This is a genomic window from Flavobacterium sp. 90 (genome assembly GCF_004339525.1).
GTDB lineage: Bacteria > Bacteroidota > Bacteroidia > Flavobacteriales > Flavobacteriaceae > Flavobacterium.
In genome coordinates this window covers 5,624,973-5,649,559 of record NZ_SMGE01000001.1, presented here as the reverse complement: position 1 = coordinate 5,649,559, position 24,587 = coordinate 5,624,973, and the positions used below count along the sequence as shown (strand labels likewise).

Here is a 24,587-nt window from a genome sequence, read left to right as displayed (position 1 = left end):
CAATAATAGTGAGTATTGTTTCGAATTCGCTTTAAATGAAATAAATTTGCACCTCAAACAAAATTACAAAATGAAAAACTTTAAAATGAAACCAAAGCTAATTGCATTTTTTGCTTTAGGACTTGGATTTTTGACATTATCTTGGGGAATCGTTGGCCACGAACGCATCAATAAAGCTGCAGTTATGGCTTTGCCTCAATCGATACAAGTGTTTTTTTACAACCACATTGATTTTATTACTCAAGAAGCTTCTGTACCAGACATTCGTAAATATGCTTTAAATTATAAAGACGAAAATCCAAGACATTATTTTGACATGGAAAGTTTTGGTGCGCCAGAGACTTTTCCCAAAACTTTAGAAGAAGCAAAGGCTAAATACGATGCTAAATTTTTAAATGAAAACGGTATTTTGCCTTGGTATATCGAAGATATGATGGTAAAATTAACTAAAGCTTTTAAAGAGAAAAACAGAGCTGAGATTTTATTCCTTGCAGCAGATTTAGGTCATTATATTGGTGATGCACATATGCCATTACATACTTCTGCAAATCATGACGGACAATTAACGGATCAAAAAGGAATTCATTCACTTTGGGAAAGCAGATTGCCTGAGTTATTTGCTAAAAACTACAAACTAAATGTACCACAAGCGCAGTATTACGAAGATGTTCACAAAGCAACTTGGGACATGATTAATGATACACACAGTTTAGTGGAGCCTTTGTTGGCAGTTGATAAAAAACTAAGAACTGCAACTCCGGAGAATCAGGTTTTCGAAATGGATGCTGATGGTAAAATCTCTAAAACAAAATACAATACATCTAAATTCTCTGAGAAATATGCTTCTAAATTGCACCAGGAATTAAACGGAATGGTAGAAAGCCAAATGAGAAAAGCAATTGCTGCAACTGCAAGTTTTTGGTACACTGCTTGGGTAAATGCCGGAAAACCAGATTTAAGCAAGTTAGATTCATTTGAAGTTACTCAACGTAACAACGAAGCTTTGAAACAAGATCAAAAATTATATCAGGACGGATATTTATTCGGAATGAAGAATCAGAATGACTAAAAGAAGTTTTTTTAGTTTCAGGTTTCATGTTTCATGTTGAAATGTGAGTATCGAAATCTAATAATTCTCATTAATAAAATAGCCTCAAATTCATTTGAATTTGAGGCTATTTTATTTTGTATTAGAGATGTATTTTTTATAAAAATCCTTGTATTTAATGCTTTAATAGCGCAATCTTGTCATTTCGACGAAGGAGAAATCACACCAGAAACTCCACAATAAATGTCATCAATCTTTGTTGAATCCCGCGTGTGATTTCTCCTACGTCGAAATGACAAACTAAACGATAATAACTGTTTAAAATTATTGTATTTCGTTCCTAGAATACTTGGAATTTGGAATTTCAAAAATTGGAATTTCAAAAAAAATTCTACTTCTGATATTTCTTTTTCTTCAACATATCTGAAGCAGTTTGATAAAATGAAATAGTTTCATTAATCAAATCAGCTCTTTCTTTATTCGTTGGAATTTCATTATAATCTATCTGAAATTCAGGAGCGATACCAGGTTTTGAATTGATTTCTAAATCAAACTGTTTTACTTGTTGTTTAGGAGATAAAATAGTTAAAACATTATCTTTAATCAAACCTAAATCCTGATAAGTAGCAATAAAAGCTCTTGGTTTGTAATCAGATTTTAAAACATCCTGACCAAAGAATTTGCTTTCATAAGTGAAATTCAATAAACCAAAAAGTGTTGGCATAATATCAATTTGGGACATTGTTTTATTGAATTTTTCAGGTTTTGCACCAGGAGTATAAATAAAACCAGGAATTCTGTATTTGTCTAACGGAAGTTCAGTTTTTCCGGCACTTGAAGCACAATGGTCAGCAACAATAACAAAAACTGTATTTTTGAACCAAGGTTGTTTACTCGCCATTTCAAAGAATTTTCTCAATGAATAATCCGTGTATTTTACTCCACCTTCACGAGATTTAATGTCTCCCGGAATATCAATTTTATTATTAGGATAAGTAAAAGGCCTGTGATTACTAACAGTCATAATGTGGTTGAAGAAAGGTTTGTTTTGCTTTGCTTCAGCATTCATAACCTTAATCGCTTTGTTGTACATATCTTCGTCACAAACTCCCCAAACATTAGAAAACGTAATTTCTTCAGGAGAAAAATTTGATTTGTCTACAATTTCATAACCATTTCCAGAATAGAAATCCTTCATATTATCAAAGAAAGCGTCTCCACCATACATATATTTTACGTTGTAGCCTTTTTGTTTAAAGATAGCTCCTGTAGAGAATTTATTCTTATTATCTTCTCTTTTTACAACACTTTCTCCAGCAGTTGGAGGCAAACATAAAGTTACTGCTTCAAGTCCGCGAACCGTTCTGTTTCCGGCAGCGTATAAATTGGTAAACAATAAACTTTTTTGAGCTAAACTATCTAAGAAAGGAGTAATGTTTTGCTCATTTCCGTACATTTTCATGAATTCGGCGCTGTAACTTTCGATAGTAATTAATACAACATTCTTGTGATTTTCTAGTGAATCACTTGTTATTTTACGCAAAGTATTTTCGCCTGAAATACCAGGGAATTGTTGTTTCAATAACGAAAAAGCTTCCTGATCAGGTAAAGTCTTATAGAATTTAAAATAATCTAATTTGTTATTCTGAAAAGCCAGATAGAATTTATATATTCCGTTTGCTTGTAGCTCGTTAACAAAGACATTTTTAGAATTTTCGGTCTTAGCCAAAGTTGGAATTGCTATCAAAGAAATAATAAACAAAGCTACATAAACGGCACTGCTTTTTAATTTTTCACTAAAAGAAGGGATTTCGTTGATGAAATTTTTAGATTTCTTCAGAATTAAATAAGTAATAATTCCTGTTACTAAAAACAGGGCCGAAAATATTGGAATAACAGGGTAAGACTGCATAATGTTTCCAATAACTTCATTGGTGTAAATTAGATAATTAACAGCGATAAAATTGTATTTAACGCCAAATTCGTTCCAGAAAAAATATTCACTTAAACCGTTTTGAAGAATCAATAAAACATAAAGGAAAACTACAAAAGCAAATAACCAATATCTGATTTTTTCTCTTTGTTTAGGAACAAAAAGTAAAAGAGCAAAAAGAGCCATTTTAATTCCAATAAAAATTAAAACAATATTTGGCAAAGCTCCGCCATATTCTGTAACGATACTTTTGCCGGAAGCGATATAAATGAATAGCGCTACAAAACCACCTAAAATAATATAACCCCAAGGTTTATTGTATTTAGTATTAGAAACCGTAACTAAATACAACCATAAAAAAACACCTGCAACTGTAAAAACAAAGAAGTCTGAAATAAGTCCTAACGAAAAGATTTTCAAGCTCTCAAGAACTGTAAATGAACTCTGAGTTATAGGATGAAAAAATAAAACAGTTCGTAAAATAAAGCTTACGATAAAATAAAACAGTCCAAGATTGAAAAGTGGGGAAAATTTCTTGTAAAAATTCATCTTTTTATTTTTTTTGCAAAATTAATTCCAATTCATTAGTTCTAGATTAAGTTCGACTTTTACCTTACTTAATGTTTTCTTAATATTAGCTTAAGATTAATTTGTTGCTGCTATTCTTGGGTGTTGAAGCAGTTTCTGAGCTCAAAATCTTTATCTTTGATTATAAATTTACATTTTTAATCTAAAAATTTAAAATTAAATGCACATTTTAATAGTTGAAGATGAGTTAGGTATCGTTCAGTTTTTGCAGCAAGGCCTACAAGAAGAAGGGTATCAAATTACAACCGCAAATGATGGTTCAAAAGGTTTTGAATTGGTTCAGGAAAACAAGTATGACTTAATTTTACTGGATTGGATGTTGCCAAAAATTAATGGTTTGGACTTGTGTAAAGCTATAAGAATCAAGGATCAAACAACGCCAATTATTTTTTTAACAGCAAAAGATACGGTGCAGGAAACAATCGAAGGATTAAAAGCCGGAGCAAACGATTATATCAAAAAACCTTTTAGTTTTGAAGAATTGGTAGAACGTATCAAGATTCATTTTAGAAACCAAAAAACTTCTGAAATACTTACTTTAGGAACCATCACGATTGATCTTTCAAAACATGTTGTCTTAAAAAACACCGAAGAAGTTTCACTTACACAGCGAGAGTTTGAATTGCTGACTTACCTTATTAAGAATAAAGGAAAAGTTTGTACGAGAAATCAAATCTTAAAAGACGTTTGGGAGATAAATTTTGAATACGACACCGGCGTAATTGATGTTTTTATGAACGCAATCAGAAAAAAACTCAATTTAAAAATTGAAGAAGATTATATTAAAACAATTCGCGGTATTGGTTATATCGCTAACGACTTATAAATGTTGCAACTTTCTTTTAAAAACAGAATTGCCTTAAACTATATTATCACGACAGGTTTGTTGATTTTGGTAGTTTTTTCGATTATATATTCCATTGTAAAACATACCGTTTACAGTCATATTGACGAAAATATCAATGTTGAAATCAAAAATCACTTAGAGGAGTTAGAGGTTGTAAATGGAAAAGTGATTTTTATTGATGCTGAAGAATGGAAAGAACGAGAACATAATACGGTTGATGTAAATCCGGTTTTTGTAGAGTTTTTAGATTTGAATAAAAAAGTGATAGAAAAAGCACCAAATCTAAAAAAAGAAACACTTGAATTTAAAGATTCTGTCGAAGATTTCAAACTATTCGATACTAAATTAGGCGATCATGCCGTTCGACAAATTCAGGTTCCGCTTCATATTAACAATAAAAAAATAGGATATGTGATCGTCGCAATGTCATTGGCAGATTCTAAAATGGTATTGAATAATTTGTTTGATATAATGTCTTTGTCATTTTTGGTGATCTTAATATTATTGTTTTTTATAGCAAGATTTTTTGCAGGCCGAAGCATAAAGCCAATAAATGAGATTATAAATACCTCAGAAATAATTACAAAAGATAATCTGAAAACACGTATTCCGCTCCCAAAAACTAGAGACGAATTATATACACTTTCCAAAACCATAAACAATTTATTAAGCCGAATTGAAGATGCAATGGAACGGGAAAAACAGTTTACTTCTGACGCTTCACACGAATTAAGAACGCCTTTGACCGTTATAAAAGGAACACTTGAAGTTTTAATTCGTAAACCTCGTGATAATAAGGAATATGAAGAAAAAATAAATTATTGTATAAAAGAAGTAGATCACTTAAATATGTTAGTAGATCAACTCTTATTAATGGCTCGTTTTGAGAATCAAAAGAAAGGCATAAGTCCGGAAACGGTTTATTTGAATGCAATGATTTTGGATGTTTTAACGCTAAATTCTGAGAAGATAGATAAGCTTAATCTTAATATAAAATTTGATGCTTTAGAAGATTATTATATTAAATCAGATAATTTCTTAGTAGTTACAATTCTTAGAAATATTATTTCGAATGCAATTAAATACAGTAAAAAAGATGGAGAAGTTTCAGTTTTACTTTTGAAACAAAATGAAAATATAATCTGTAAAATTTCTGATAACGGAATCGGAATTGCCAAAGAAGATCTTGAAGCAATTTTCAATCCTTTCTTTAGATCAAATTCAACGGATCATCCTGAAATTAAAGGAACCGGATTAGGATTGTCTATTGTAAAAAGAATTACAGAATTACTACATATTAAATTTAAAATCGAGAGTGAAATAGGAGTTGGAACAACAGTTTTTTTGAGTTTTAACGAGAATCAGAAAACGTTATCGTAAAATAAAAAAATGTAATAAAAACAGCATAGATTACGTTTTTTAACAATAAACTGTCGTTAAGTTAAATTAAAAATTGCTTTTTTATTAAATTAACTATTATATTTGCAACCGAATCAAAGAATTAAAAAACAAACCAAGTCATGATTTCTATTCAATTACATCATCATCATTTTCATTATTGCTCTCAAGCGATGTGTTAATGGTATGCATGTAAATCATCATATTTTAAAACCCGTTTGAGTACATCAAACGGGTTTTTTTATACCAATTCTTTGTACTCAAACTATTAATCAAGCAAAAACTAAAAAAAATGAGTACATTAAAAATTGCAATTCAAAAATCTGGTCGTTTAAACGAAGACAGCATTCAAATCTTAAAAGATTGTGGTATTTCGATCAACAACGGAAACGACCAATTAAAAGCTGAAGCTTCAAATTTTCCATTAGAAGTTTTGTACCTGAGAAATTCAGATATTCCACAATATTTAATTGATGGAGTTGTAGATCTTGCTATTGTAGGAGATAATTTGTTGGTAGAAAAAGGAAAACACATTGAAGTAATTCAAAAATTAGGATTTTCAAAATGCAAGGTTTCTGTTGCAGTTCCTAAAGCCTTCAATTACAACTCAATTCAGGATTTGGCAGGTTTACGTATTGCAACTTCTTACCCGAATACTGTAAATGAATATTTCGATTCTTTTGGATTAAAAGTTGATATTCACCAAATCTCTGGTTCTGTAGAAATTGCACCAAATATTGGTCTTGCAGATGCCATTGTAGATATTGTTTCGAGCGGAAGCACATTATTCAAAAACAACTTAAGAGAAGTAGAAGTAATCCTGAAAAGTGAAGCAGTTTTAGCGGTTTCTCCAAAAGTTTCTCCAGAAATTCAGAAACACATCGATACTTTAAAATTCAGAATTCAATCTGTTTTAAGAGCAAGAAATTCAAAGTATATTTTGATGAATGTACCAAATGATAAAATTGATGAAATTGGTAAAATATTACCGGTTTTAAGAAGTTTAACCGTTTTACCATTAGCGCAAGAAGGCTGGAGCAGTGTTCACTCGGTAATAGATAAAGACACTTTTTGGGATGTAATAGATAAACTAAAAGAGGCTGGAGCCGAAGGAATTTTAGTTTGCCCAATTGAGAAAATGGTTCTTTAATGCGCTTTGCGCGCTTTAGGCAATAAGCTTTAAGCTTTACGCCAAAAAAAACACAAAGTTAATTAGCCTAGAGCCTACAGCTTAAAGCTTAAAGCAAAAAATAAAAATGAATAAAATAGACAATCCAAAACCAGAAACCTGGTCAGAAATATTAAAAAGACCAACCAAAACGATCGATGATATCGAAGTGACGGTAAAAGAAATTTTTAAAGAAGTACAGAAAAAAGGAGATGAAGCTGTTGCAAAATATACTTCGATTTTTGACGGAATCGCTTTAGAAAATTACGAAGTTACAACTGAAGAAATTCAGGAAGCAATTGGTTTGATTTCGGAAGAATTGAAAGACGCTATTCAATTAGCAAAAGCAAATATTTTAAAATTTCACACCGCTCAAAAAACAGAGAGAATTTCGATTGAAACTACAGAAGGTGTTAATTGTTGGCAGGAAAAAAGACCAATTCAAAAAATTGGACTTTATATTCCGGGAGGAACAGCGCCTTTGTTTTCAACCGTTTTAATGTTGGCAGTTCCTGCGGAAATCGCAGGCTGCAAAGAAATTGTATTATGTTCGCCACCAGATAAAACAGGGAAAATAAATCCGGCAATTTTATATGCTGCCAATTTATGCGGCGTAACAAAAATCTTAAAAGTTGGGGGAATTCAAGCGATCGCAGGAATGACATTTGGGACAAAATCAATTCCAAAAGTTTATAAAATCTTTGGGCCTGGAAATCAGTTTGTAACGGTTGCAAAACAATTGGCAACACAATTTGGAGTTGCAATTGATATGCCGGCAGGACCATCAGAATTGTTGGTTGTTGCTGATGATACTGCAGTTCCGGCTTTTGTAGCGTCAGATTTGTTATCTCAGGCAGAACACGGAACAGACAGTCAAGTGATTTTAGTTTCGACTTCAAGAAGATTAATTGATGCTGTCGAGAACGAGATTCAGACTCAAATTGAAGCGCTTCCGCGAAAGCAAATCGCTCAAAAAGCAATCGAAAATTCAAAATTAATCTACGTTGAAAATGACCAGATTGCATTAGAATTAATCAATGAATACGGACCGGAACATTTTATTATATGTTCAGAATTTGATGATTTCTATTGCAACGGAATCGTAAATGCTGGCTCTGTTTTTATTGGAAATTATACTCCTGAAAGTGCCGGAGATTATGCTTCAGGAACCAATCATACTTTGCCAACAAACGGATACGCTAAGAATTACAGCGGTGTAAATCTGGATAGTTTCATGAAATCAATGACTTTTCAGAAAATTTCCAAAGTAGGAATTCAAAACATTGGTCGCGCAATCGAAGTTATGGCTGAAGCCGAAGGTTTGCAAGCGCATAAAAATGCTGTGACGCTTCGCTTAAAGAGTTTAGAGTAAAGAAAATAGAATGAAGAAGCAAGAAGCAAGAAGCAAGATGAAAGATTTATAGTGTAAAGATTTAGATTTTAGTCTTGGTTCTTCAATCTTGCCTCTTTCCTCTCCTCAAAAAATAAAAAAAATGAAATTCGATATAAATACAATAACGCGTGAAAACGTAAAAACATTAAAACCTTATTCATCTGCCAGAGATGAGTTCGAGGATTTTGATACAGCTGAAATGATTTTTCTGGATGCTAATGAAAATCCGTTTCAGAATGGGGTGAATCGTTATCCGGATCCGCAACAGAGTTCGGTTAAAGCGATTTTAGCGAAGAATAATAACGTAAAATCAAGTCAGATTCTACTAGGAAACGGAAGTGATGAAGTGTTAGATTTACTTTTCAGAGCTTTTTGTGAGCCAAAAATGGATAATATTATTTCGTTGCCACCAACTTATGGAATGTACAGTGTTTTGGCAAATATTAACGCTGTAGAAAACAGAGAAGTTTTACTTTCAACCGATTTTCAGCCACAAGTAGAGAAAATTTTAGACGCTGTAGATGAGAATACTAATATCATCTTTTTATGCTCACCAAATAACCCAACCGGGAATTCTTTTTCGGACGAAAGTGTGGTGAAATTACTTCAAAATTTTAAAGGTTTGGTTGTAATTGATGAAGCGTATATTGATTTTTCGGACAAAGAAAGCTGGTTGACAGAAATCGATGAATATCCAAATTTGGTGATTACACAAACGCTTTCAAAAGCATACGGTTTGGCAGGAATTCGTTTAGGAATTTGTTATGGTTCTGAAGCTGTAATTTCAGTTTTAAATAAAATAAAACCCCCTTATAATGTAAACGAATTAACGCAGCAAAGAGCTATCACACGTTTGAACGATTCGAATAAAATAAAACAAGAAATAACTTCTATTATTGAGCAAAGAGAAGAATTGCTTAAAGTTTTACTTGAAGTGAGTTTTGTCGAAAAAGTATATCCTACAGAAGCTAATTTTGTATTAGTAAAAGTTGATGATGCTAATAAAAGATACGATCAATTAATCGCAAAAGGAATTGTAATCAGAAACAGAACAACTCAGCCTTTATGCGAAAATTGTCTTCGTTTTACGATTGGAATTCCAGAGGAAAATGCAGTTTTGATTAAAGAACTGAAGTTGTTGAAGTAACAAGTTTAACCGCAAAGTTCGCAAAGAATTACGCTAAGTGCACAAAGTTTTTGCTAGAATAAAAATTATGATTTATGATCCCTGTTGAAACACGAATGAATGATGATGAAATGAAAATCTTAAAAAACAAGATTAGACAAGTTAGTATTTTGATTGCTTTTCTTTCAGTATTTATTATTGGTTTTACAATTACTTGTTATTATTTTTCGGGATCTTTTTTTATTGTTTTTGCTGGTCTTATTATTTTGTCTGTACTAATTTATTATTACTCGACACAAATTTTTGGAGCCAGAAAAGATTTGAAGGAAGGAATTAAGATTATTAATGAATTTAAGATCATTGACAAAGAAGAAGGTTTTAGAAGAAAAAATCCTTCAACATTTAAAATTATTTTTGATTCGAATGTAATAAGAAGCTGTAATGTCAGTGAAAAAGTTTTTTTAAAATTAAAGTTAAATGATGTTATCGATATTGAATACACAAAGTACGGTAATTGGCTGTTAAGTGTACAATTCAAAGGAACCGATATTGAAAGTAAATATCATATAGCATAAAAGTAATTATAAAGATCTCGAAAACCGTTTTTGCGTGAGGGATAGAGGCGGTATCTCCCGATTTAGAAAAATAAGGCTTTTTAGCCGTAGTTTTTGTTAATCAGGAATATAGCCGAAAGCCCGACCCGGAGGGACACGCCCAAAATATAAATAAACTATGAAAAAAGTACTTTTTATCGATCGTGATGGAACGATTGTGTTAGAACCAGAAAATTATCAATTAGATGCTTTGGAGAAAGTAGAATTTTACCCGAAAGCTTTTCAATATTTGGCTAAAATTGCCAATGAATTAGATTACGAATTGGCGATGGTGACCAATCAGGACGGATTAGGAACGGATAGTTTTCCGGAAGATACGTTTTGGCCAACGCAAAATTTTATTTTAAAAGCCTTTGAAAATGAAGGAGTTTTGTTTGATGATATATTTATAGACAGATCTTTTCCGGAAGATAATGCGCCAACACGCAAGCCAAGAACGGGAATGTTGACGAAATATATTGATAATCCAGAATATGATTTGGCAAATTCGTTTGTTTTAGGAGATCGTTTGACTGATGTTGAATTGGCGAAAAATCTTGGTGCAAAAGCAATTTTTATCAATGATAATGATGGAATTGGAAGCAATGAAATTTCATCAAAGCGTGAAGAACTTGACGAAACGATTATTCTTCAAACAATGAGTTGGAAGGAAATTTATGAGTTTTTGAAGTTAGAAGCACGTTCGGCTTCGATTATGCGTAAAACCAATGAAACTGACATTTTTATTAATTTAAATCTTGACGGAACAGGAAAAAGTAAAATCGAAACCGGAATTGCTTTTTTTGATCATATGTTGGATCAAATCGCACGTCACGGTCAAATGGATTTGGAAATTCTTGTAAAAGGAGATCTTGAAGTTGATGAACACCACACGATTGAAGATACTGCAATTGCTTTGGGTGAAGTTTTTGCTAAAGCTTTAGGAAATAAATTAGGAATCGAACGCTACGGTTTCTGTTTGCCAATGGACGATTGTTTAGCGCAAGTTGCAATTGATTTTGGCGGAAGAAACTGGTTAGTTTGGGAAACGGAATTTAAACGCGAAATGGTTGGAAAAATGCCAACAGAAATGTTTTTTCATTTCTTTAAATCATTCTCTGATGGCGCAAAAGCTAATATCAACATAAAAGCCGAAGGAACAAACGAACACCACAAAATTGAGGCGATTTTTAAAGCTTTCGCGAAAGCCATAAAAGTAGCAGTGAAAAGAGATACAGAGAAAATGATTTTGCCTTCGACAAAGGGAATGCTTTAATTTAGTCAAAAGTTGAAAGTCATAAAGTCGAAAGATTTCTGTATTATGGATATCAAGAAGCGACTTTAAGACTTTAGACTTTAGACTTTAAGACTAAATAAATGAAAATAGTAATTATAAATTACGGAGCGGGAAATATTCAGAGCATTATGTTTGCTATTGAAAGGCTTGGTTTTAAGGCTGTTTTGAGTAATAATCCCGATGAAATTCTGGCGGCAGATAAAGTGATTTTTCCCGGAGTTGGAGAAGCAAGTTCGGCGATGAAAAAACTGAAGGAAAGCGGTTTGGATAGTTTGATTCCGAATTTGAAGCAACCAGTTTTGGGAATTTGTCTTGGAATGCAATTAATGTGTAAATCATCTGAAGAAAGAAATACTAAGGGACTTGGAATTTTTGATGTTGATGTGATTAAATTTACTTCAAAAGTAAAAGTGCCACAAATGGGCTGGAATCAGATTTATGATTTAAAATCGGATTTGTTTAAAGGAATTTCTGAGAATGAATTTATGTATTTGGTGCATAGTTTTTACGCCCCAAATTGCGATGAAGCCATTGCTATCACGGATTACGAACTTGAATACGCATCGGCTTTGCAAAAAGATAATTTTTACGGAACTCAATTTCACCCAGAGAAAAGTGGAGCAGTTGGGGAGAAGATTTTAGATAATTTCTTAAAAATGTAAAATTCTAAATTCCAATTTTTAAAATCAATATCAAAAAAACAATTTCAATTTTTAGAATCTAAAATCTAAAATATCAAAATATGAGAATAATACCAGCTATAGACATCATCGACGGAAAATGCGTTCGTTTGTCAAAAGGAGATTATGACACTAAAATAATTTACAATGAAAATCCTCTTGAAGTAGCAAAATCATTCGAAGCACACGGAATCGAATATTTACATTTAGTAGATTTAGATGGCGCAAAATCGAGTAAAATTGTCAATTACAAAATATTAGAGCAAATTGCGTCGCAAACTAGTCTGCAAATTGATTTTGGCGGAGGTTTAAAATCTGATGATGATTTGAGAATCGCTTTCGAAAGTGGCGCAAGTCAAATTACGGGTGGAAGTATTGCTGTAAAAAACAGAGCAATTTTTGAAAAATGGATTTCGGAATATGGTTCGGAAAAAATTATTCTTGGTGCTGATGCTAAAGATGAAAAAATTGCCGTTTCTGGTTGGTTAGAAGATTCAGACGAAGATTTGATTCCGTTTATTCAGGATTATCAAATTAAAGGAATTCAGTACGTTATTTGTACGGATATCGCAAAAGACGGAATGTTACAAGGCCCAAGTTTTGATTTGTACAAGAAAATTTTAGCTGAAGCAAATGACGTAAAACTGATTGCCTCGGGTGGAATTTCGACATTCGACGAACTTCCTAAATTAGCCGAATTAGGTTGCGAAGGAACCATTATTGGAAAAGCAATTTATGAAGGAAGAATTAGTTTGAAACAACTTGAAAATTATATTATTGGTAAAATGTAAAAAGTGAATTGTAAAATGGCAGTTTTACGTTTTACAAATAACATTTCACATCTTACATCCAACAATTAACAAAAGAAAAATGTTAGCAAAAAGAATCATTCCTTGTTTGGATATAAAAAACGGAAGAACCGTAAAAGGTGTTAACTTCGTTGACTTGCGTGATGCTGGTGATCCGGTGGAACTGGCTGAAATATATTCGGCTGAAGGTGCGGATGAATTGGTGTTTTTGGATATTTCGGCTACCGAAGAACGTCGTAAAACGTTGGTCAATATGGTGCGAAGCGTTGCAGAGAAAATCAATATTCCGTTTACAGTTGGCGGTGGAATTTCGTCTGTTGAAGATGTTGAAATTCTATTAAATAATGGCGCTGATAAGGTTTCGATCAATTCATCGGCAGTAAAAAATCCGCAATTGATTAATGATTTGGCTCAGAAATTCGGAAGCCAATGTGTTGTTGTTGCAATTGATGCTAAGCAAATTAACGGGCAATGGATTGTACATTTAGTTGGTGGAAAAGTGCCTACAGAACTTAATTTATTCGATTGGGCAATAGAAGTTGCTGAACGCGGCGCAGGAGAAATTCTATTTACTTCGATGGATAATGACGGAACCAAAAATGGTTTTGCAAACGAAGCTTTGGCCAAATTATCGACTTTAATAAATATCCCGATTATTGCTTCTGGCGGTGCGGGAAATATTCAGCATTTTGTAGATTCATTTAAGGTAGGAAAAGCAGACGCTGCTTTGGCTGCGAGTGTTTTTCACTTTAAAGAGATTGAGATTAAGACTTTGAAGGAAGAACTTAGGGATAATGGTATTGAAGTTAGGCTTTGAGAAATGGAGAATAGAAGCAAGAAGAAAGAAGCTAGACTTTAGAAAATAGAATATAGAAAATAGAGTATAGAATCTGGACTTTAGGGAATAAAAGCAAGAAGAAAGAAACAAGATTTAAGATGAAATAAAAATATAGAATTCAGCAATCTAAAATCTGAACTCTAAAATCTACAATAATTATGGATATAGATATAAAAAGCGCACACGGATTGATTCCGGCAATTATTCAGGATTCTGAAACAAAAAATGTTTTGATGCTTGGGTATATGAACGAAGAATCACTGCAAAAAACAATTGAAACTCAAAAAGTAACTTTCTTTAGCCGATCTAAACAAAGACTTTGGACAAAAGGCGAGGAGAGTGGTAACTTTTTGAATCTGGTTAGTATTAAAAATGATTGCGATGGCGATACACTCTTAATTCAGGCAAAACCTGTTGGCCCAACGTGTCATACTGGTGCCGATACTTGCTGGCAGGAAGAAAACAAAGAAAATTATGGTTTTATTTCTCAATTGGAAAATACAATCAAAACGCGCAGAGAAAATGCCGATTCAGAGAAAAGTTATGTAGCTTCTTTATTCGAAAAAGGAATCAATAAAATTGCTCAAAAAGTTGGTGAAGAAGCAGTAGAAGTAGTTATTGAAGCCAAAGACGATAATGATGATTTGTTCTTAAGCGAAAGCGCTGATTTATTATTTCATTACTTAATATTGCTTCAGGCAAAAGGTTTTCAATTGAATGATGTTGTTGATGTTTTGAAGAAACGTCAGAAGTAGTATAACTTTCAAAGGAAAAAAATAAAATTGCATTGCGATTTATAATTATTATAGTTTTAAATCACAATGCAATTTTTGTATATAATATTTAAAAAAAAAGTATTTTTAATACCTCTAAATATTCTTTTATGAAATTGTATATCTGTTTGTTGATGTTGTTTAATACGTGGTGCAATTATGCTTTTAAGAAATATGAATTACCGTATTCAATTGTTATTGCAAAAGCAGATTTAATTGTTGACGGAATAATTTCTAAAGTTTCAAAAAATGAATATGAATTTACAATTAACGAATTTGTAAAAGGAAAATCACCTTCAAAAATTAAGGTTTCAATCTGGAAGGAATGGATTTGTGATCCAAGAATTAAAGAACTAAAAACAGGTCAGAGATTAATTTTGTTTCTAGAAAAATCACCTTACGGTAATTTTACCACAATTAATGGTAGCACTGGAGAAATATATATAGATAATGATTCTTTTATAAATATATTTCTTCCAGAAGAGTTTACTAATCCTAAAGTTTTAAAAGAAGGAATTACAATGTTTTTGCAAACTTATAAAGTTTATGGAGATTTAAATGATCGGTTTTTGCAAAATATTCATATCCAATCCAATAAGTCTATATTTGAAATCTACAAGATGAAAGAACATAATAAGGTTTTTAAATTTTTAGTTGGAAATGATGTGCCTTATTCTGAAGTTAAATTTAATTTGACACCACAGTTTATCAATTAAATATTAAAAAAACTGCTCTAAAAAACAAAGCCTGGTTTGCATAGTTACTTTACGGGGCTTCGACTACGCTCAGCCTGACAAAAAATGCAGTTATATAGAAAAAACAATATAAAAAAATCAGTATAAATCCGCGTTTTCGCAAGGCGAATCCGTGTCATCCGCGTGCCATTTCGCAATACTATTCCACAAACTCAAAAACAGCAAATTCTTGAGGCTGATGAAAACCAAATTTTCCGCTCTTATAAGGTTGTAATGTAAGATATTCAGTTGTGTTACCGTAATCAATTCTAAAAGTGTTTCCTCTCCATTTAGTACCTATTTTTGGTTTATTGAAATTGCCATTTGGAATAGTTTTTAAACTCGAAAACGGAATCTTAATTTCTGTAGTAAAACCTTCTCGGGTTATTTTGCTTTGCGTTTCCATTCCAGTAATATTAAATGCCATAGAAGTATTCCAGCCACCACAAACAGGCGAAATACATTTAAGTAGCATATCGTAATTGGATGAAAAAGCATTTACTCCAATTTCAATATAATTTTGACCGTCGCCATCAGGATCGATAAAAATTTCGACTAAATCATCAGTATTAAAAATTTGAGAATCTTTTTTCTGGTTTGTTCCAACTATTTTAGAATCTGTTGAACGATAAGCAATATATAAATTTTCGTCATTCCACGAAAGTGAAACCATTGTATTTTGTGTTGCTTTTTTGCCTGAATTATGAACTACAAATGGACCTAAAAAAGGTTTTTTCCAATCGGATAAATCTCCATCAATGATTATTTTTTCGCTTCTTTTGTAAACATGAATATTCTGTGAATAAGTTGTTATCGAGCACACAAAGCTTACAACAGCGGCAATTTTAGTAATTTTCATATAGAACAGAAATTATTTTGATTCGCTAAAGTAAAAAAGAATAAGTGAATTTTAACATTAAATTTTCGGAATAGAAATTATAAAATCATTCAAAATTTCATAGGATTGTTTACATTTGTTGAAGATTAAGCTGGTTTAATTACCTTATTTATTACAAATTTATAAATAATGAAAAAATACTTCTGTGGCGCTTTTATCGCCTTTTTAGTTGGTTTTACAGCCAATGCACAAGGACTTCTTAATAAGTCTGAAACGGTTTTTACACATCAGGATACTTTACGCGGAAGCATCACAAAAGAAAGAGCCTGGTGGGATTTGAAATACTATCATTTAGATGTAAAAGTAAATCCACAAGAAAAGACTATTACAGGTTCAAATACTGTTCGTTATACTGTTTTGACGCAGAATAACAAAATGCAAATTGATTTGCAGCAGCCAATGAATATCTATAAAGTAACACAAGACAGAAAAGAATTGAAGTTTGAAAGAGACGGAAATGCTTTCTTTATTGAATTAACGGCTGCTCAAAAAGTTGGTGAAACAAAAGAAATAATCATCTCTTTTGGAGGAGTACCTAAAGAAGCTATCAAACCACCTTGGGATGGCGGAATTACATGGAAAAAAGATAAAAACGGAAAAGATTTTATTGCTTCATCTTGCCAAGGTTTAGGCGCAAGTGTTTGGTGGCCTTGTAAAGATCATATGTATGACGAAGTTGAGAATATGTTAATCAGCGTGAATGTTCCGGGTGATTTGACAGATGTTTCAAACGGAAGATTGAAAAGCGTTAAAAAAGAAAAAGACGGTACAAAGACCTTTAATTGGTTTGTTTCGAATCCTATTAATAATTATGGCGTAAATATTAATATTGGTGATTACGTTAATTTCTCTGAGAAATACAAAGGAGAAAAAGGGGATTTAGATTGTAATTATTATGTTTTGAGAGATAATTTGGCTGTAGCCAAAGAACAATTTAAGGACGTTCCAAGAATGTTGAAAGCTTTTGAAAACTGGTTTGGACCTTATCCTTTTTATGAAGATAGTTACAAATTGGTCGAAGCGCCTTATTTAGGAATGGAGCACCAAAGTAGTGTGACGTACGGAAACGACTTTAAAAATGGTTATTTAGGACATGATTTAAGCGGAACAGGCTGGGGATTAAAATTTGATTTTATCATTATTCACGAGTCTGGACACGAGTGGTTTGCTAATAATATTACGTATAAAGATATTGCAGATATGTGGGTTCACGAGAGTTTTACCAATTATTCTGAAAGTCTATTTTTGGAATATTATTATGGAAAAGATGCCGGAGCTGAATATGTAATTGGTTGTAGAAAAGGAATTAGCAACGATAAACCTATTATTGGGCATTATGATGTAAATAACGAAGGATCAGGCGATATGTATCCAAAAGGAGCGACTATGCTGCACATGATTCGTCAGGTTATTAATGATGATGCAAAATGGAAATCGATCCTAAGAGGTTTAAACAGTACTTTTTACCATCAAACGGTTACAGGTAAACAAATTCAGGATTATATAAATGAAAAATCAGGAATTAACTTTAATAGAGTTTATGCACAATATTTAGCTACAACTCAAATTCCGGTTTTTGAATATATGTTTAAAAATGGCACTTTCGGTTATCACTGGACAAATTGTGTTGCTAAATTTGATATGCCGGTTAGAGTAAAAATTAACGGTGTTGAAACTTGGTTAAAGCCAACAACTGAATGGCAATCTGAGAAAACTACAAATGAAGATAGAAAGCTAGAGGTTGATAAAGATTTTTATGTAACGACTTCTAATATTGTAGAATAACGTTTTTTAAAATTTCAATTTTTTTAAATCCCAAATTCCAATTTCTTTGGAATTTGGGATTTTTTTATTTCGATAGCTTAGTCTAAAGATCTTTGTCAAAGTTTTGAACTTTGACAAAGATTAGGATATAAGTCATTTGGATTTTTTTCATTGAAATTTCTTCTGAATGTTAATTACATATTTTGTACGAATATTAACGTTTTATTTTTCTATTTTAGATTCTATTAATTTGAAAATGAACAAACAAAGCGTAATCCGAAAAGCTAATAGAGTAGGAAACAAATCAAAAATCAAACTATTTATGAAAAATTTAAAAAACCTAAAAAATGTTGAAATCCTAAGTAAAAACGAACAAAAGAATATTTTTGGAGGTGTGCTTCCGTACGTAAACCCAACAATTGGCTTGTGTGATAGATTATGTGGTCCGGCTGGAGGAATTCTTTCAAATACTCCGGGAAGAGGAGATGTTTGTCTTGAGGGAACTTCGACTTGTTGTTATTGCAGATAAAATATTCTAAGAAACGAAAATCAAACTCACAATTTCGTTGCTAAAAGTAAACCCGACAGTTCCGAAGCCTCGGGATTAAAACCTGTCGGGTTTAAGATTTACCTTTAATCTTTTAAGTTTCATTGGTATAAAATTCCCTATATAAATTAATCTCCTCCGCAGCCACCACAAGAACTTCCGCATGAGCTGCCACAAGAACTTGAACAGCTCGATCCGCTGCTATCAGAAGAACTCGTACAGCCTGATCCGCCGCTGTCAGAAGAAATAAAGGTATATCCTTTTGAATGTGATGTCAGTGGAATAAAAGCGCCCAATAATACTACTTCACCATAGAAAAAATAATTCCATTGCCAATCTTTTTCACTTTCTTCATTACGTTTTTCGTCTTTAACTAATGATGGAATTGCATCGATAAATAAGTAATTTAAAATCTTCCTGAGATAAAAACTAGCAACAGGAATCAAAATAATCATTACAAAAAATAGGTATACGACAGGTTTGTGTCTGTTTATCCCTAAGATAAATCTCGTAATACCAATACTTAACAGAAAACCCAAAACCAACATTGCGATTCTTACTATGGCTATATATTCTTTAGAATCACTAATAGTTTTTCTAATTCTAATAACGCTTTTTTCCAGTTGCTTAAATATTGGTTTTTGTTGTACTATTTTATTCAATTGGTGATATTGAAGCGGATCAAACTCTTTCAAAATTTCAATAACACAATTTTCATATCGATTATCAGTTAGCTCTTCATCAATTAAATCCAATCTGTTATTGCTTATAATTTTAATCTTTTTACTCCTGACTAAATTGTTTACAACACCATGAATAACATAATCTAATTTATTTGTTTTAAGAAAAATTAATTCAAAAGGACTTAGATTCGAAAAAATTAAATTTGTTTTTAAATTATCATAAAATGAAGTAAAAGCCTTTGTTATATATTGCATTAACATATAAATTGCAACGCCGAACAATAAAATATAATAGATTAAAAAATCAGGGTTTTTAATTTGAATCAGAATTGGTTTCAGCAAATAATATATTGGAAATAGCGACACTATAAACAATACTAAATATCTGTTTTTAAACCTTGTGATATCGAGATCATTTTTATTTAAATTTAATGCATTACTATAATTGTAATGTTCCCAAATTTCTTTCGGCTGATTCCCGAATTTTTGCTCGTAAAATTCTTTTGTTCTTTCTTTTGCTTTTTGAAATTTTTCTGCCTCAGATCTGTTATGTGTCGACGGAATATGTTCGATTCTTTTCTTTAAAAGCGTACATAAATCAGAATAAGAATTGGTAAATATTAAGTGTTGATGCCAAACGATATCTACAATTTCGGAAGGCGAAACCATTTCAAAAGAAGTAGCTGCCAAATACATGAATTTTTTGTACTCAAGAATGGCTGTTTTTGTAAAATGAATGGTCCAACTATTTTCAAATGCTAATCTTGTTGAAAATCCATATTCCTCATTTGGATTATCTAAATCAAATCTTAAAATTTCTGACCAAAGCACTGTATTCATTAAGATTTCTTTTGTTAAGTTGGAATTTTAATTTATAGTGAAGATAGTTTTATTTTTGATTTTAAGAAATAATTTATTTTTATGTTTATGTGAAAAATTAGTGGTTTTTCGAGAATAACAAACCTATCGGTTTTATTGTTTGTAGGCAATCTTGTCATTTCGACCAAAGGCAGAAATCACACAAGAAACTCGACAAAGATTGACGATTATAAAGCCGAAGCTTCTAGTGTGATTTCTCCTTACGTCGAAATAACAAATCGATGCGTAATCTTTGTCAAAGTTTTAAACTTTGACAAAGATCTCTACGCGAAAACTATTGGAATTTGGATTTTTTTTATTGGAATTTTAAATTTAACGACTATTAAGCTTCGCTTTTTCTCTTATAATATCAGCAATTTTGCGGTTTTCGATTTTGCTTTCGAGCCACGAAATAATGTCTAGATATAAGAAAGCTCTTTTTTCGTAAGTGTTTTTTTCAAGTTCTACAAAACGAGCGCGCATTTTAATGAATTCTTTCTTAATATCTGCAGGATATAAATTGTTTAGGTTTCTTAAGAACTTGATAATTTCCTTTTGAACTTCGTGTAAGTCGTTCATTTTGATTAGAAACTTATAGGTATTTTTAAGGTGATTTTCTAAATAATAATCTTTCCCTAACTCATAATGTGCAATCAATGACAAAAGTCTGGCAAAGCACATTAAATCTTCGCGCATGCTTAGGTTTTTGTTGTTTATGATTTTATCTAAGTATGCAATACATTCATTATACTTCTCATTTCCAAAGTAAATAGAAGCAATCTTATAGTAGAATAACATTTCGTGATGTTCGTCAAGATGTTCGCTGTGTAATTTTATCTTTTCGAGAATTTCAGGAATCAGATATTCGCTTTCGGCAAAAGTACCTTCGAGAATATGTAAATTCAGCTTATTATTGTAAACGTATAGAAATGATAGCGATGCAATGTTATCGTTTACCGGAAATTTAGGATCTTCAATAGTTTCTTCTAAAAGCGTCAAATACTTCTTGAAATTCGATTTATACTTTAACATATATAAGGACTCCAAAAAGTAATGATTTCCTTTTAAGAAAAATACAGGATTCTGAATGATCATATTTGGATTATCATAAAACAAACGAACCCATTTATAAGCATATTTATAACTGGCAAGAAAGTCCTGAACAAGGAAGCTTCGCCATAGATTTGCATTGTAAAACCAGTATTTCTCACGGAAACCAAACTTGCTTTCGTCTAATTTAGAAATGTGTTTGTTGAAATAATCATCAATATATTTATATTCTTCATCGCTTTTTACGTAACCGGTTTTTAGCATTATTCCGTATAGCTGAAGCGATAAATTCGATAACTTACTTGAAATCGTATTTCTATAATTCAATTCTTTGGCCTGAATAACCAATTCATCGGCGCGACCTTGAATACTTCGGGTAATATATTGCGATTCTATAAGTTTTTCGAATTCTACAATTTCATACGCCATATATTTTTCATCATTTTCAAGCGCGATGATTTTGGTTTTGTCCAGAATTTTTAAACTCTGTTTGTATAGTCCTTTATTATATAAAATAACGGCAAAATCTATTTGTTCCCGTAATTGATAACGAATGTTTTGACTAGGAATATTCAATCGAATACTAACCAGGATTTGCTTGTATAAGTATGATTTTAAATTAGATAGCTGAACTTTTTTGATGATTCCGCTCTTTAAAATGAGCTTTTCATCATAGTTTTCAGACTTGTCCAGAATATTAAACAATTCGATGAATTTCGTATTAGAACTGGTTTCTAATCGGCTTGCAAAAATTTTAAACTGTCTTTTTTCGGATTTAGAAAGTGATTTTATTAATACAAATAAGAAATCTTTTTGATGGTTAGCCATTGTAAAATATAATAATGTAAATTATTGATTTTAAGTTGATTAAATCGTTATAAATTGTGTTATGAACAGTATAATTTCATTAAAATGAATTTCGTACTGAAGAAGTACAATATATATTTGTTATCAAGATGTGAAATTACATTAAATAAATGAATATGAATAGAGAGAAAGTTCAAATTTTTGACACCACTTTGCGCGATGGCGAACAAGTTCCAGGATGTAAGTTAGATACTAAACAAAAATTAGTTATAGCAGAACGACTTGATAAAATGGGAGTTGACGTTATCGAAGCAGGTTTTCCTGTGTCAAGTCCAGGCGATTTTTTATCGGTCTCTGAGATTTGTAAAATTGTAGAGAATGCGACGGTCTGCGGACTAACAAGAGCTGTCAAAAACGACATTGATGTTGCTGCAGCTGCTTTAAAACATGCTAAAAGACCTAGAATCCACACAGGAATCGGAACATCTGAGTCTCATATACTCCACAAATTAAAGACCACAAGAGAAGATATTATTGCAAGAGCAAAATTTGCTGTTTCTCACGCAAAATCTTATGTAGAAGACGTTGAGTTTTATGCAGAAGATGGTGGTAGAACTGATAATGCTTTCCTTGCAAAAGTTTGCGAAGAAGTTATTAAATCCGGAGCTACTGTATTGAATATTCCTGATACAACAGGATATTGTCTACCGGAAGAATACGGAGCAAAAATGAAATATTTAAGAGAAAATGTAAAAGGTATTGAAAACGTAATTCTTTCTTGTCACTGTCATAATGATTTAGGAATGGCAACTGCAAACTCTATTGCAGGTGCGATAAATGGAGCAAGACAAATAGAATGTACTATTAATGGTATTGGTGAAAGAGCTGGAAATACGGCACTTGAAGAAGTGGTAATGGTTTTTAAACAACATCCTTACTTAAATCTTGATACTAACATTAATACAAGAGAATTGAATGAAATGAGCCGATTAGTTTCTGAAAGTATGGGAATGTTCGTTCAGCCTAATAAAGCTATTGTTGGAGCAAATGCTTTTGCACATAGTTCTGGAATTCACCAGGACGGTATAATTAAAAACAGAGCGACTTACGAAATAATTGATCCGCTGGATGTTGGAGTAAATGAATCCTCGATTATTCTAACAGCAAGAAGTGGTAGAGCAGCATTAGCTTACCGTGCTAAAAAAGTAGGTTACGAGTTGACAAAAGTACAATTAGACATTGTATATATTGAGTTCTTGAAGTTTGCTGATATTAAAAAAGAAGTTGTTGATGCTGATATTCATCAGATTATCGAGGCTGCTAAAATTCAGGATGAGTTGATTAGAAGCTAGTTTTGAGGAGAGAAGATAGAATAAAGAGGATAGAGAATAGAAGGAAGAGTAAAGAGTAAAGAATAAAGAGTAAAGAAAATAGATAATAGATAATAGATAATATTAGGATTTAAATACATAAAGAACGAGACGTTATGAATTTGAAAATAGCAGTTTTACCTGGAGACGGAATTGGACCTGAGGTAATTTTACAAGCCAAGAAAGCTTTATACGCCATAGGCGAAGTGTATAATCATGAATTTGTTTTTGAAGAGGCGCTTATGGGAGCGATCGCTATCGATAAAACAGGAAGTCCGTTGCCGGAGCAAACTTTGAATTTGTGTTTGAATACAGATGCAGTTTTGTTTGGCGCAATTGGAGATCCTAAATATGATAATAATCCAAATGCAAAAGTTCGTCCGGAGCAAGGATTATTGAAGCTTCGTAAAGAATTGGGCTTGTTTGCTAATATTCGTCCTATAAAACCTTATAAATCATTGCTTGATGCTTCTCCTTTAAAAAGAGAAATTATCGAAGGCGCTGATTTTACTATTTTCAGAGAATTAACAGGCGGAGCTTATTTTGGAGCAAAAACTCTAAATGAAGAAGGAACTCACGCTTCAGATTTATGTGAATATTCAGAAGAAGAAATTACAAGAATTGCACATTTAGCTTTTAAATCAGCACAAAATCGACGCAAAAAATTAACAATGGTTGACAAAGCAAATGTTTTGGAAACTTCAAGATTGTGGAGAAAAGTTGTTCAAAAAGTAAGCGAAGGTTATCCGGATGTTGCTTTAGACTTTTTGTTTGTAGATAATGCAGCAATGCAGATTATCTTAAACCCAAAACAATTTGATGTGATTTTGACAGAGAATTTATTTGGAGATATTTTATCAGATGAAGCAAGTGTAATTACAGGTTCTATCGGATTATTAGCTTCAGCTTCTTTGGGAGAAAAAAATGCTTTGTTTGAGCCAATTCACGGTTCTTATCCACAAGCAAAAGGAAAAAATATTGCTAATCCAATTGCTTCAATTTTATCAGCAGCAATGTTGTTAGAGCATTTTGGATTGTTTACAGAAGCAAACATAATTTATAAAGCTGTTGAAAAAGCAATTGAATATAAAGTTGTTACGGTTGATTTAAAACCGGATTCAAAATTTGGTACAAATGAAGTAGGGGAGTTTGTTTCTAATTTCATTTTTAGCAAAGATGATCTACTTTATTTCAATAATGACAATGTAAGCATAGGTCAATCTACAATAGTTTAGGTTTTTTATTAAAATAATGAATTAAATAACAAGAAGTATGTAAAATGTTGAGATTTTATTTTTTTAGTCCTATAAGTTTTCATACTTTTGTGACACTAAAAAAATAAAGATGCAAATCTCAATTATTATTACTTCTGTCGTTGTTGTCAA

21 protein-coding genes are annotated in these 24,587 nt (G+C 31.8%); 17 read left to right on the top strand and 4 right to left on the bottom strand.

Annotation, left to right across the window (positions count from 1 at the left end):
• Nucleotides 1–70 precede the first annotated feature (70 nt).
• Nucleotides 71–1,069, top strand: a complete 999-nt coding sequence (locus C8C83_RS22990) for a zinc dependent phospholipase C family protein (RefSeq protein ID WP_121330877.1) — start codon at nucleotides 71–73, stop codon at nucleotides 1,067–1,069.
• Between the two features lie 370 nt (nucleotides 1,070–1,439).
• On the opposite strand, the gene C8C83_RS22985 is transcribed toward C8C83_RS22990, so the two are convergent.
• Nucleotides 1,440–3,530, bottom strand: coding sequence for an alkaline phosphatase family protein (locus C8C83_RS22985; protein ID WP_121330875.1), 2,091 nt, complete (start codon nucleotides 3,528–3,530; stop codon nucleotides 1,440–1,442).
• 199 nt (nucleotides 3,531–3,729) lie between these two features.
• Between C8C83_RS22985 and C8C83_RS22980 the strand changes: the two genes are divergently transcribed.
• From C8C83_RS22980 to C8C83_RS22925, 12 genes are all read left to right on the top strand, one after another.
• The gene (locus C8C83_RS22980; protein WP_121330874.1) at nucleotides 3,730–4,395 is read left to right on the top strand and encodes a response regulator transcription factor; all 666 of its coding nucleotides are present in this window, start codon (nucleotides 3,730–3,732) and stop codon (nucleotides 4,393–4,395) included.
• Nucleotides 4,396–5,796 (top strand): HAMP domain-containing sensor histidine kinase, encoded by a 1,401-nt coding sequence (locus tag C8C83_RS22975; protein ID WP_121330873.1) that lies wholly within the window; start codon nucleotides 4,396–4,398, stop codon nucleotides 5,794–5,796. It begins immediately after the preceding gene.
• A gap of 310 nt (nucleotides 5,797–6,106) precedes the next feature.
• Nucleotides 6,107–6,964, top strand: a complete 858-nt coding sequence (gene hisG / locus C8C83_RS22970) for an ATP phosphoribosyltransferase (RefSeq protein ID WP_099712396.1) — start codon at nucleotides 6,107–6,109, stop codon at nucleotides 6,962–6,964.
• A gap of 106 nt (nucleotides 6,965–7,070) precedes the next feature.
• Nucleotides 7,071–8,354, top strand: coding sequence for a histidinol dehydrogenase (gene hisD / locus C8C83_RS22965; RefSeq protein ID WP_121330872.1), 1,284 nt, complete (start codon nucleotides 7,071–7,073; stop codon nucleotides 8,352–8,354).
• 121 nt (nucleotides 8,355–8,475) lie between these two features.
• Complete coding sequence (gene hisC, locus C8C83_RS22960; protein ID WP_121330871.1) at nucleotides 8,476–9,522, top strand: histidinol-phosphate transaminase; 1,047 nt, start codon at nucleotides 8,476–8,478, stop codon at nucleotides 9,520–9,522.
• A gap of 74 nt (nucleotides 9,523–9,596) precedes the next feature.
• On the top strand, nucleotides 9,597–10,076 hold the full coding sequence (locus tag C8C83_RS22955; RefSeq protein WP_121330870.1) for a hypothetical protein: 480 nt from the start codon (nucleotides 9,597–9,599) through the stop codon (nucleotides 10,074–10,076).
• 157 nt (nucleotides 10,077–10,233) lie between these two features.
• On the top strand, nucleotides 10,234–11,370 hold the full coding sequence (gene hisB, locus C8C83_RS22950) for a bifunctional histidinol-phosphatase/imidazoleglycerol-phosphate dehydratase HisB (protein ID WP_121330869.1): 1,137 nt from the start codon (nucleotides 10,234–10,236) through the stop codon (nucleotides 11,368–11,370).
• A 101-nt stretch (nucleotides 11,371–11,471) separates the two neighbouring features.
• On the top strand, nucleotides 11,472–12,053 hold the full coding sequence (gene hisH, locus C8C83_RS22945; RefSeq protein WP_121330868.1) for an imidazole glycerol phosphate synthase subunit HisH: 582 nt from the start codon (nucleotides 11,472–11,474) through the stop codon (nucleotides 12,051–12,053).
• Between the two features lie 80 nt (nucleotides 12,054–12,133).
• The gene (gene hisA / locus C8C83_RS22940; RefSeq protein WP_121330867.1) at nucleotides 12,134–12,862 is read left to right on the top strand and encodes a 1-(5-phosphoribosyl)-5-[(5-phosphoribosylamino)methylideneamino]imidazole-4-carboxamide isomerase; all 729 of its coding nucleotides are present in this window, start codon (nucleotides 12,134–12,136) and stop codon (nucleotides 12,860–12,862) included.
• 79 nt (nucleotides 12,863–12,941) lie between these two features.
• Nucleotides 12,942–13,697: an imidazole glycerol phosphate synthase subunit HisF gene (gene hisF, locus C8C83_RS22935; RefSeq protein ID WP_121330866.1), complete on the top strand. Its 756-nt coding sequence runs from the start codon at nucleotides 12,942–12,944 to the stop codon at nucleotides 13,695–13,697.
• A 179-nt stretch (nucleotides 13,698–13,876) separates the two neighbouring features.
• Nucleotides 13,877–14,473: a bifunctional phosphoribosyl-AMP cyclohydrolase/phosphoribosyl-ATP diphosphatase HisIE gene (hisIE, locus tag C8C83_RS22930; RefSeq protein ID WP_121330865.1), complete on the top strand. Its 597-nt coding sequence runs from the start codon at nucleotides 13,877–13,879 to the stop codon at nucleotides 14,471–14,473.
• 128 nt (nucleotides 14,474–14,601) lie between these two features.
• Nucleotides 14,602–15,207, top strand: coding sequence for a hypothetical protein (locus tag C8C83_RS22925; RefSeq protein WP_132011921.1), 606 nt, complete (start codon nucleotides 14,602–14,604; stop codon nucleotides 15,205–15,207).
• A gap of 178 nt (nucleotides 15,208–15,385) precedes the next feature.
• Here the strand turns inward: C8C83_RS22925 and C8C83_RS22920 are convergent, their stop codons facing one another.
• On the bottom strand, nucleotides 15,386–16,084 hold the full coding sequence (locus C8C83_RS22920; RefSeq protein WP_121330863.1) for a carbohydrate-binding family 9-like protein: 699 nt from the start codon (nucleotides 16,082–16,084) through the stop codon (nucleotides 15,386–15,388).
• A 168-nt stretch (nucleotides 16,085–16,252) separates the two neighbouring features.
• On the opposite strand from C8C83_RS22920, the gene C8C83_RS22915 reads away from it, so the two are divergent.
• Both C8C83_RS22915 and C8C83_RS22910 read left to right on the top strand, forming a co-directional pair.
• Complete coding sequence (locus tag C8C83_RS22915) at nucleotides 16,253–17,908, top strand: M1 family metallopeptidase (RefSeq protein WP_121330862.1); 1,656 nt, start codon at nucleotides 16,253–16,255, stop codon at nucleotides 17,906–17,908.
• Nucleotides 17,909–18,209: 301 nt separating this feature from the next.
• Nucleotides 18,210–18,416: a hypothetical protein gene (locus C8C83_RS22910; RefSeq protein ID WP_132011920.1), complete on the top strand. Its 207-nt coding sequence runs from the start codon at nucleotides 18,210–18,212 to the stop codon at nucleotides 18,414–18,416.
• A gap of 146 nt (nucleotides 18,417–18,562) precedes the next feature.
• Here C8C83_RS22910 and C8C83_RS22905 read toward each other — a convergent pair whose 3' ends face one another.
• Both C8C83_RS22905 and C8C83_RS22900 read right to left on the bottom strand, forming a co-directional pair.
• Nucleotides 18,563–19,957 carry a DUF1399 domain-containing protein gene (locus tag C8C83_RS22905; RefSeq protein WP_121330860.1) on the bottom strand — a complete coding sequence of 465 codons (1,395 nt, stop codon included), beginning with the start codon at nucleotides 19,955–19,957 and terminating at the stop codon, nucleotides 18,563–18,565.
• A 351-nt stretch (nucleotides 19,958–20,308) separates the two neighbouring features.
• Complete coding sequence (locus C8C83_RS22900; protein WP_121330859.1) at nucleotides 20,309–21,853, bottom strand: hypothetical protein; 1,545 nt, start codon at nucleotides 21,851–21,853, stop codon at nucleotides 20,309–20,311.
• A gap of 155 nt (nucleotides 21,854–22,008) precedes the next feature.
• On the opposite strand from C8C83_RS22900, the gene C8C83_RS22895 reads away from it, so the two are divergent.
• Both C8C83_RS22895 and leuB read left to right on the top strand, forming a co-directional pair.
• A complete protein-coding gene (locus C8C83_RS22895; RefSeq protein ID WP_121331433.1) occupies nucleotides 22,009–23,184 on the top strand; it encodes a 2-isopropylmalate synthase in 1,176 nt (391 codons plus the stop codon).
• A 134-nt stretch (nucleotides 23,185–23,318) separates the two neighbouring features.
• A complete protein-coding gene (leuB, locus tag C8C83_RS22890) occupies nucleotides 23,319–24,437 on the top strand; it encodes a 3-isopropylmalate dehydrogenase (RefSeq protein WP_121330858.1) in 1,119 nt (372 codons plus the stop codon).
• Nucleotides 24,438–24,587 lie beyond the last annotated feature (150 nt).

Bases quoted from the DNA above. Each gene is read 5' to 3' on its own strand.
- C8C83_RS22955 (WP_121330870.1), top strand. From the start codon at position 9,597: ATGATCCCTGTTGAAACACGAATGAATGATGATGAAATGAAAATCTTA.
- hisG (WP_099712396.1), top strand. From the start codon at position 6,107: ATGAGTACATTAAAAATTGCAATTCAAAAATCTGGTCGTTTAAACGAA.
- hisIE (WP_121330865.1), top strand. From the start codon at position 13,877: ATGGATATAGATATAAAAAGCGCACACGGATTGATTCCGGCAATTATT.
- C8C83_RS22925 (WP_132011921.1), top strand. From the start codon at position 14,602: ATGAAATTGTATATCTGTTTGTTGATGTTGTTTAATACGTGGTGCAAT.
- C8C83_RS22975 (WP_121330873.1), top strand. From the start codon at position 4,396: ATGTTGCAACTTTCTTTTAAAAACAGAATTGCCTTAAACTATATTATC.
- hisC (WP_121330871.1), top strand. From the start codon at position 8,476: ATGAAATTCGATATAAATACAATAACGCGTGAAAACGTAAAAACATTA.
- C8C83_RS22895 (WP_121331433.1), top strand. From the start codon at position 22,009: ATGAATAGAGAGAAAGTTCAAATTTTTGACACCACTTTGCGCGATGGC.
- hisB (WP_121330869.1), top strand. From the start codon at position 10,234: ATGAAAAAAGTACTTTTTATCGATCGTGATGGAACGATTGTGTTAGAA.
- hisH (WP_121330868.1), top strand. From the start codon at position 11,472: ATGAAAATAGTAATTATAAATTACGGAGCGGGAAATATTCAGAGCATT.
- C8C83_RS22900 (WP_121330859.1), bottom strand. From the start codon at position 21,853: ATGGCTAACCATCAAAAAGATTTCTTATTTGTATTAATAAAATCACTT.
- C8C83_RS22915 (WP_121330862.1), top strand. From the start codon at position 16,253: ATGAAAAAATACTTCTGTGGCGCTTTTATCGCCTTTTTAGTTGGTTTT.
- C8C83_RS22905 (WP_121330860.1), bottom strand. From the start codon at position 19,957: ATGAATACAGTGCTTTGGTCAGAAATTTTAAGATTTGATTTAGATAAT.
- C8C83_RS22910 (WP_132011920.1), top strand. From the start codon at position 18,210: ATGAAAAATTTAAAAAACCTAAAAAATGTTGAAATCCTAAGTAAAAAC.
- C8C83_RS22920 (WP_121330863.1), bottom strand. From the start codon at position 16,084: ATGAAAATTACTAAAATTGCCGCTGTTGTAAGCTTTGTGTGCTCGATA.
- leuB (WP_121330858.1), top strand. From the start codon at position 23,319: ATGAATTTGAAAATAGCAGTTTTACCTGGAGACGGAATTGGACCTGAG.
- C8C83_RS22985 (WP_121330875.1), bottom strand. From the start codon at position 3,530: ATGAATTTTTACAAGAAATTTTCCCCACTTTTCAATCTTGGACTGTTT.
- hisA (WP_121330867.1), top strand. From the start codon at position 12,134: ATGAGAATAATACCAGCTATAGACATCATCGACGGAAAATGCGTTCGT.
- C8C83_RS22990 (WP_121330877.1), top strand. From the start codon at position 71: ATGAAAAACTTTAAAATGAAACCAAAGCTAATTGCATTTTTTGCTTTA.
- hisF (WP_121330866.1), top strand. From the start codon at position 12,942: ATGTTAGCAAAAAGAATCATTCCTTGTTTGGATATAAAAAACGGAAGA.
- C8C83_RS22980 (WP_121330874.1), top strand. From the start codon at position 3,730: ATGCACATTTTAATAGTTGAAGATGAGTTAGGTATCGTTCAGTTTTTG.
- hisD (WP_121330872.1), top strand. From the start codon at position 7,071: ATGAATAAAATAGACAATCCAAAACCAGAAACCTGGTCAGAAATATTA.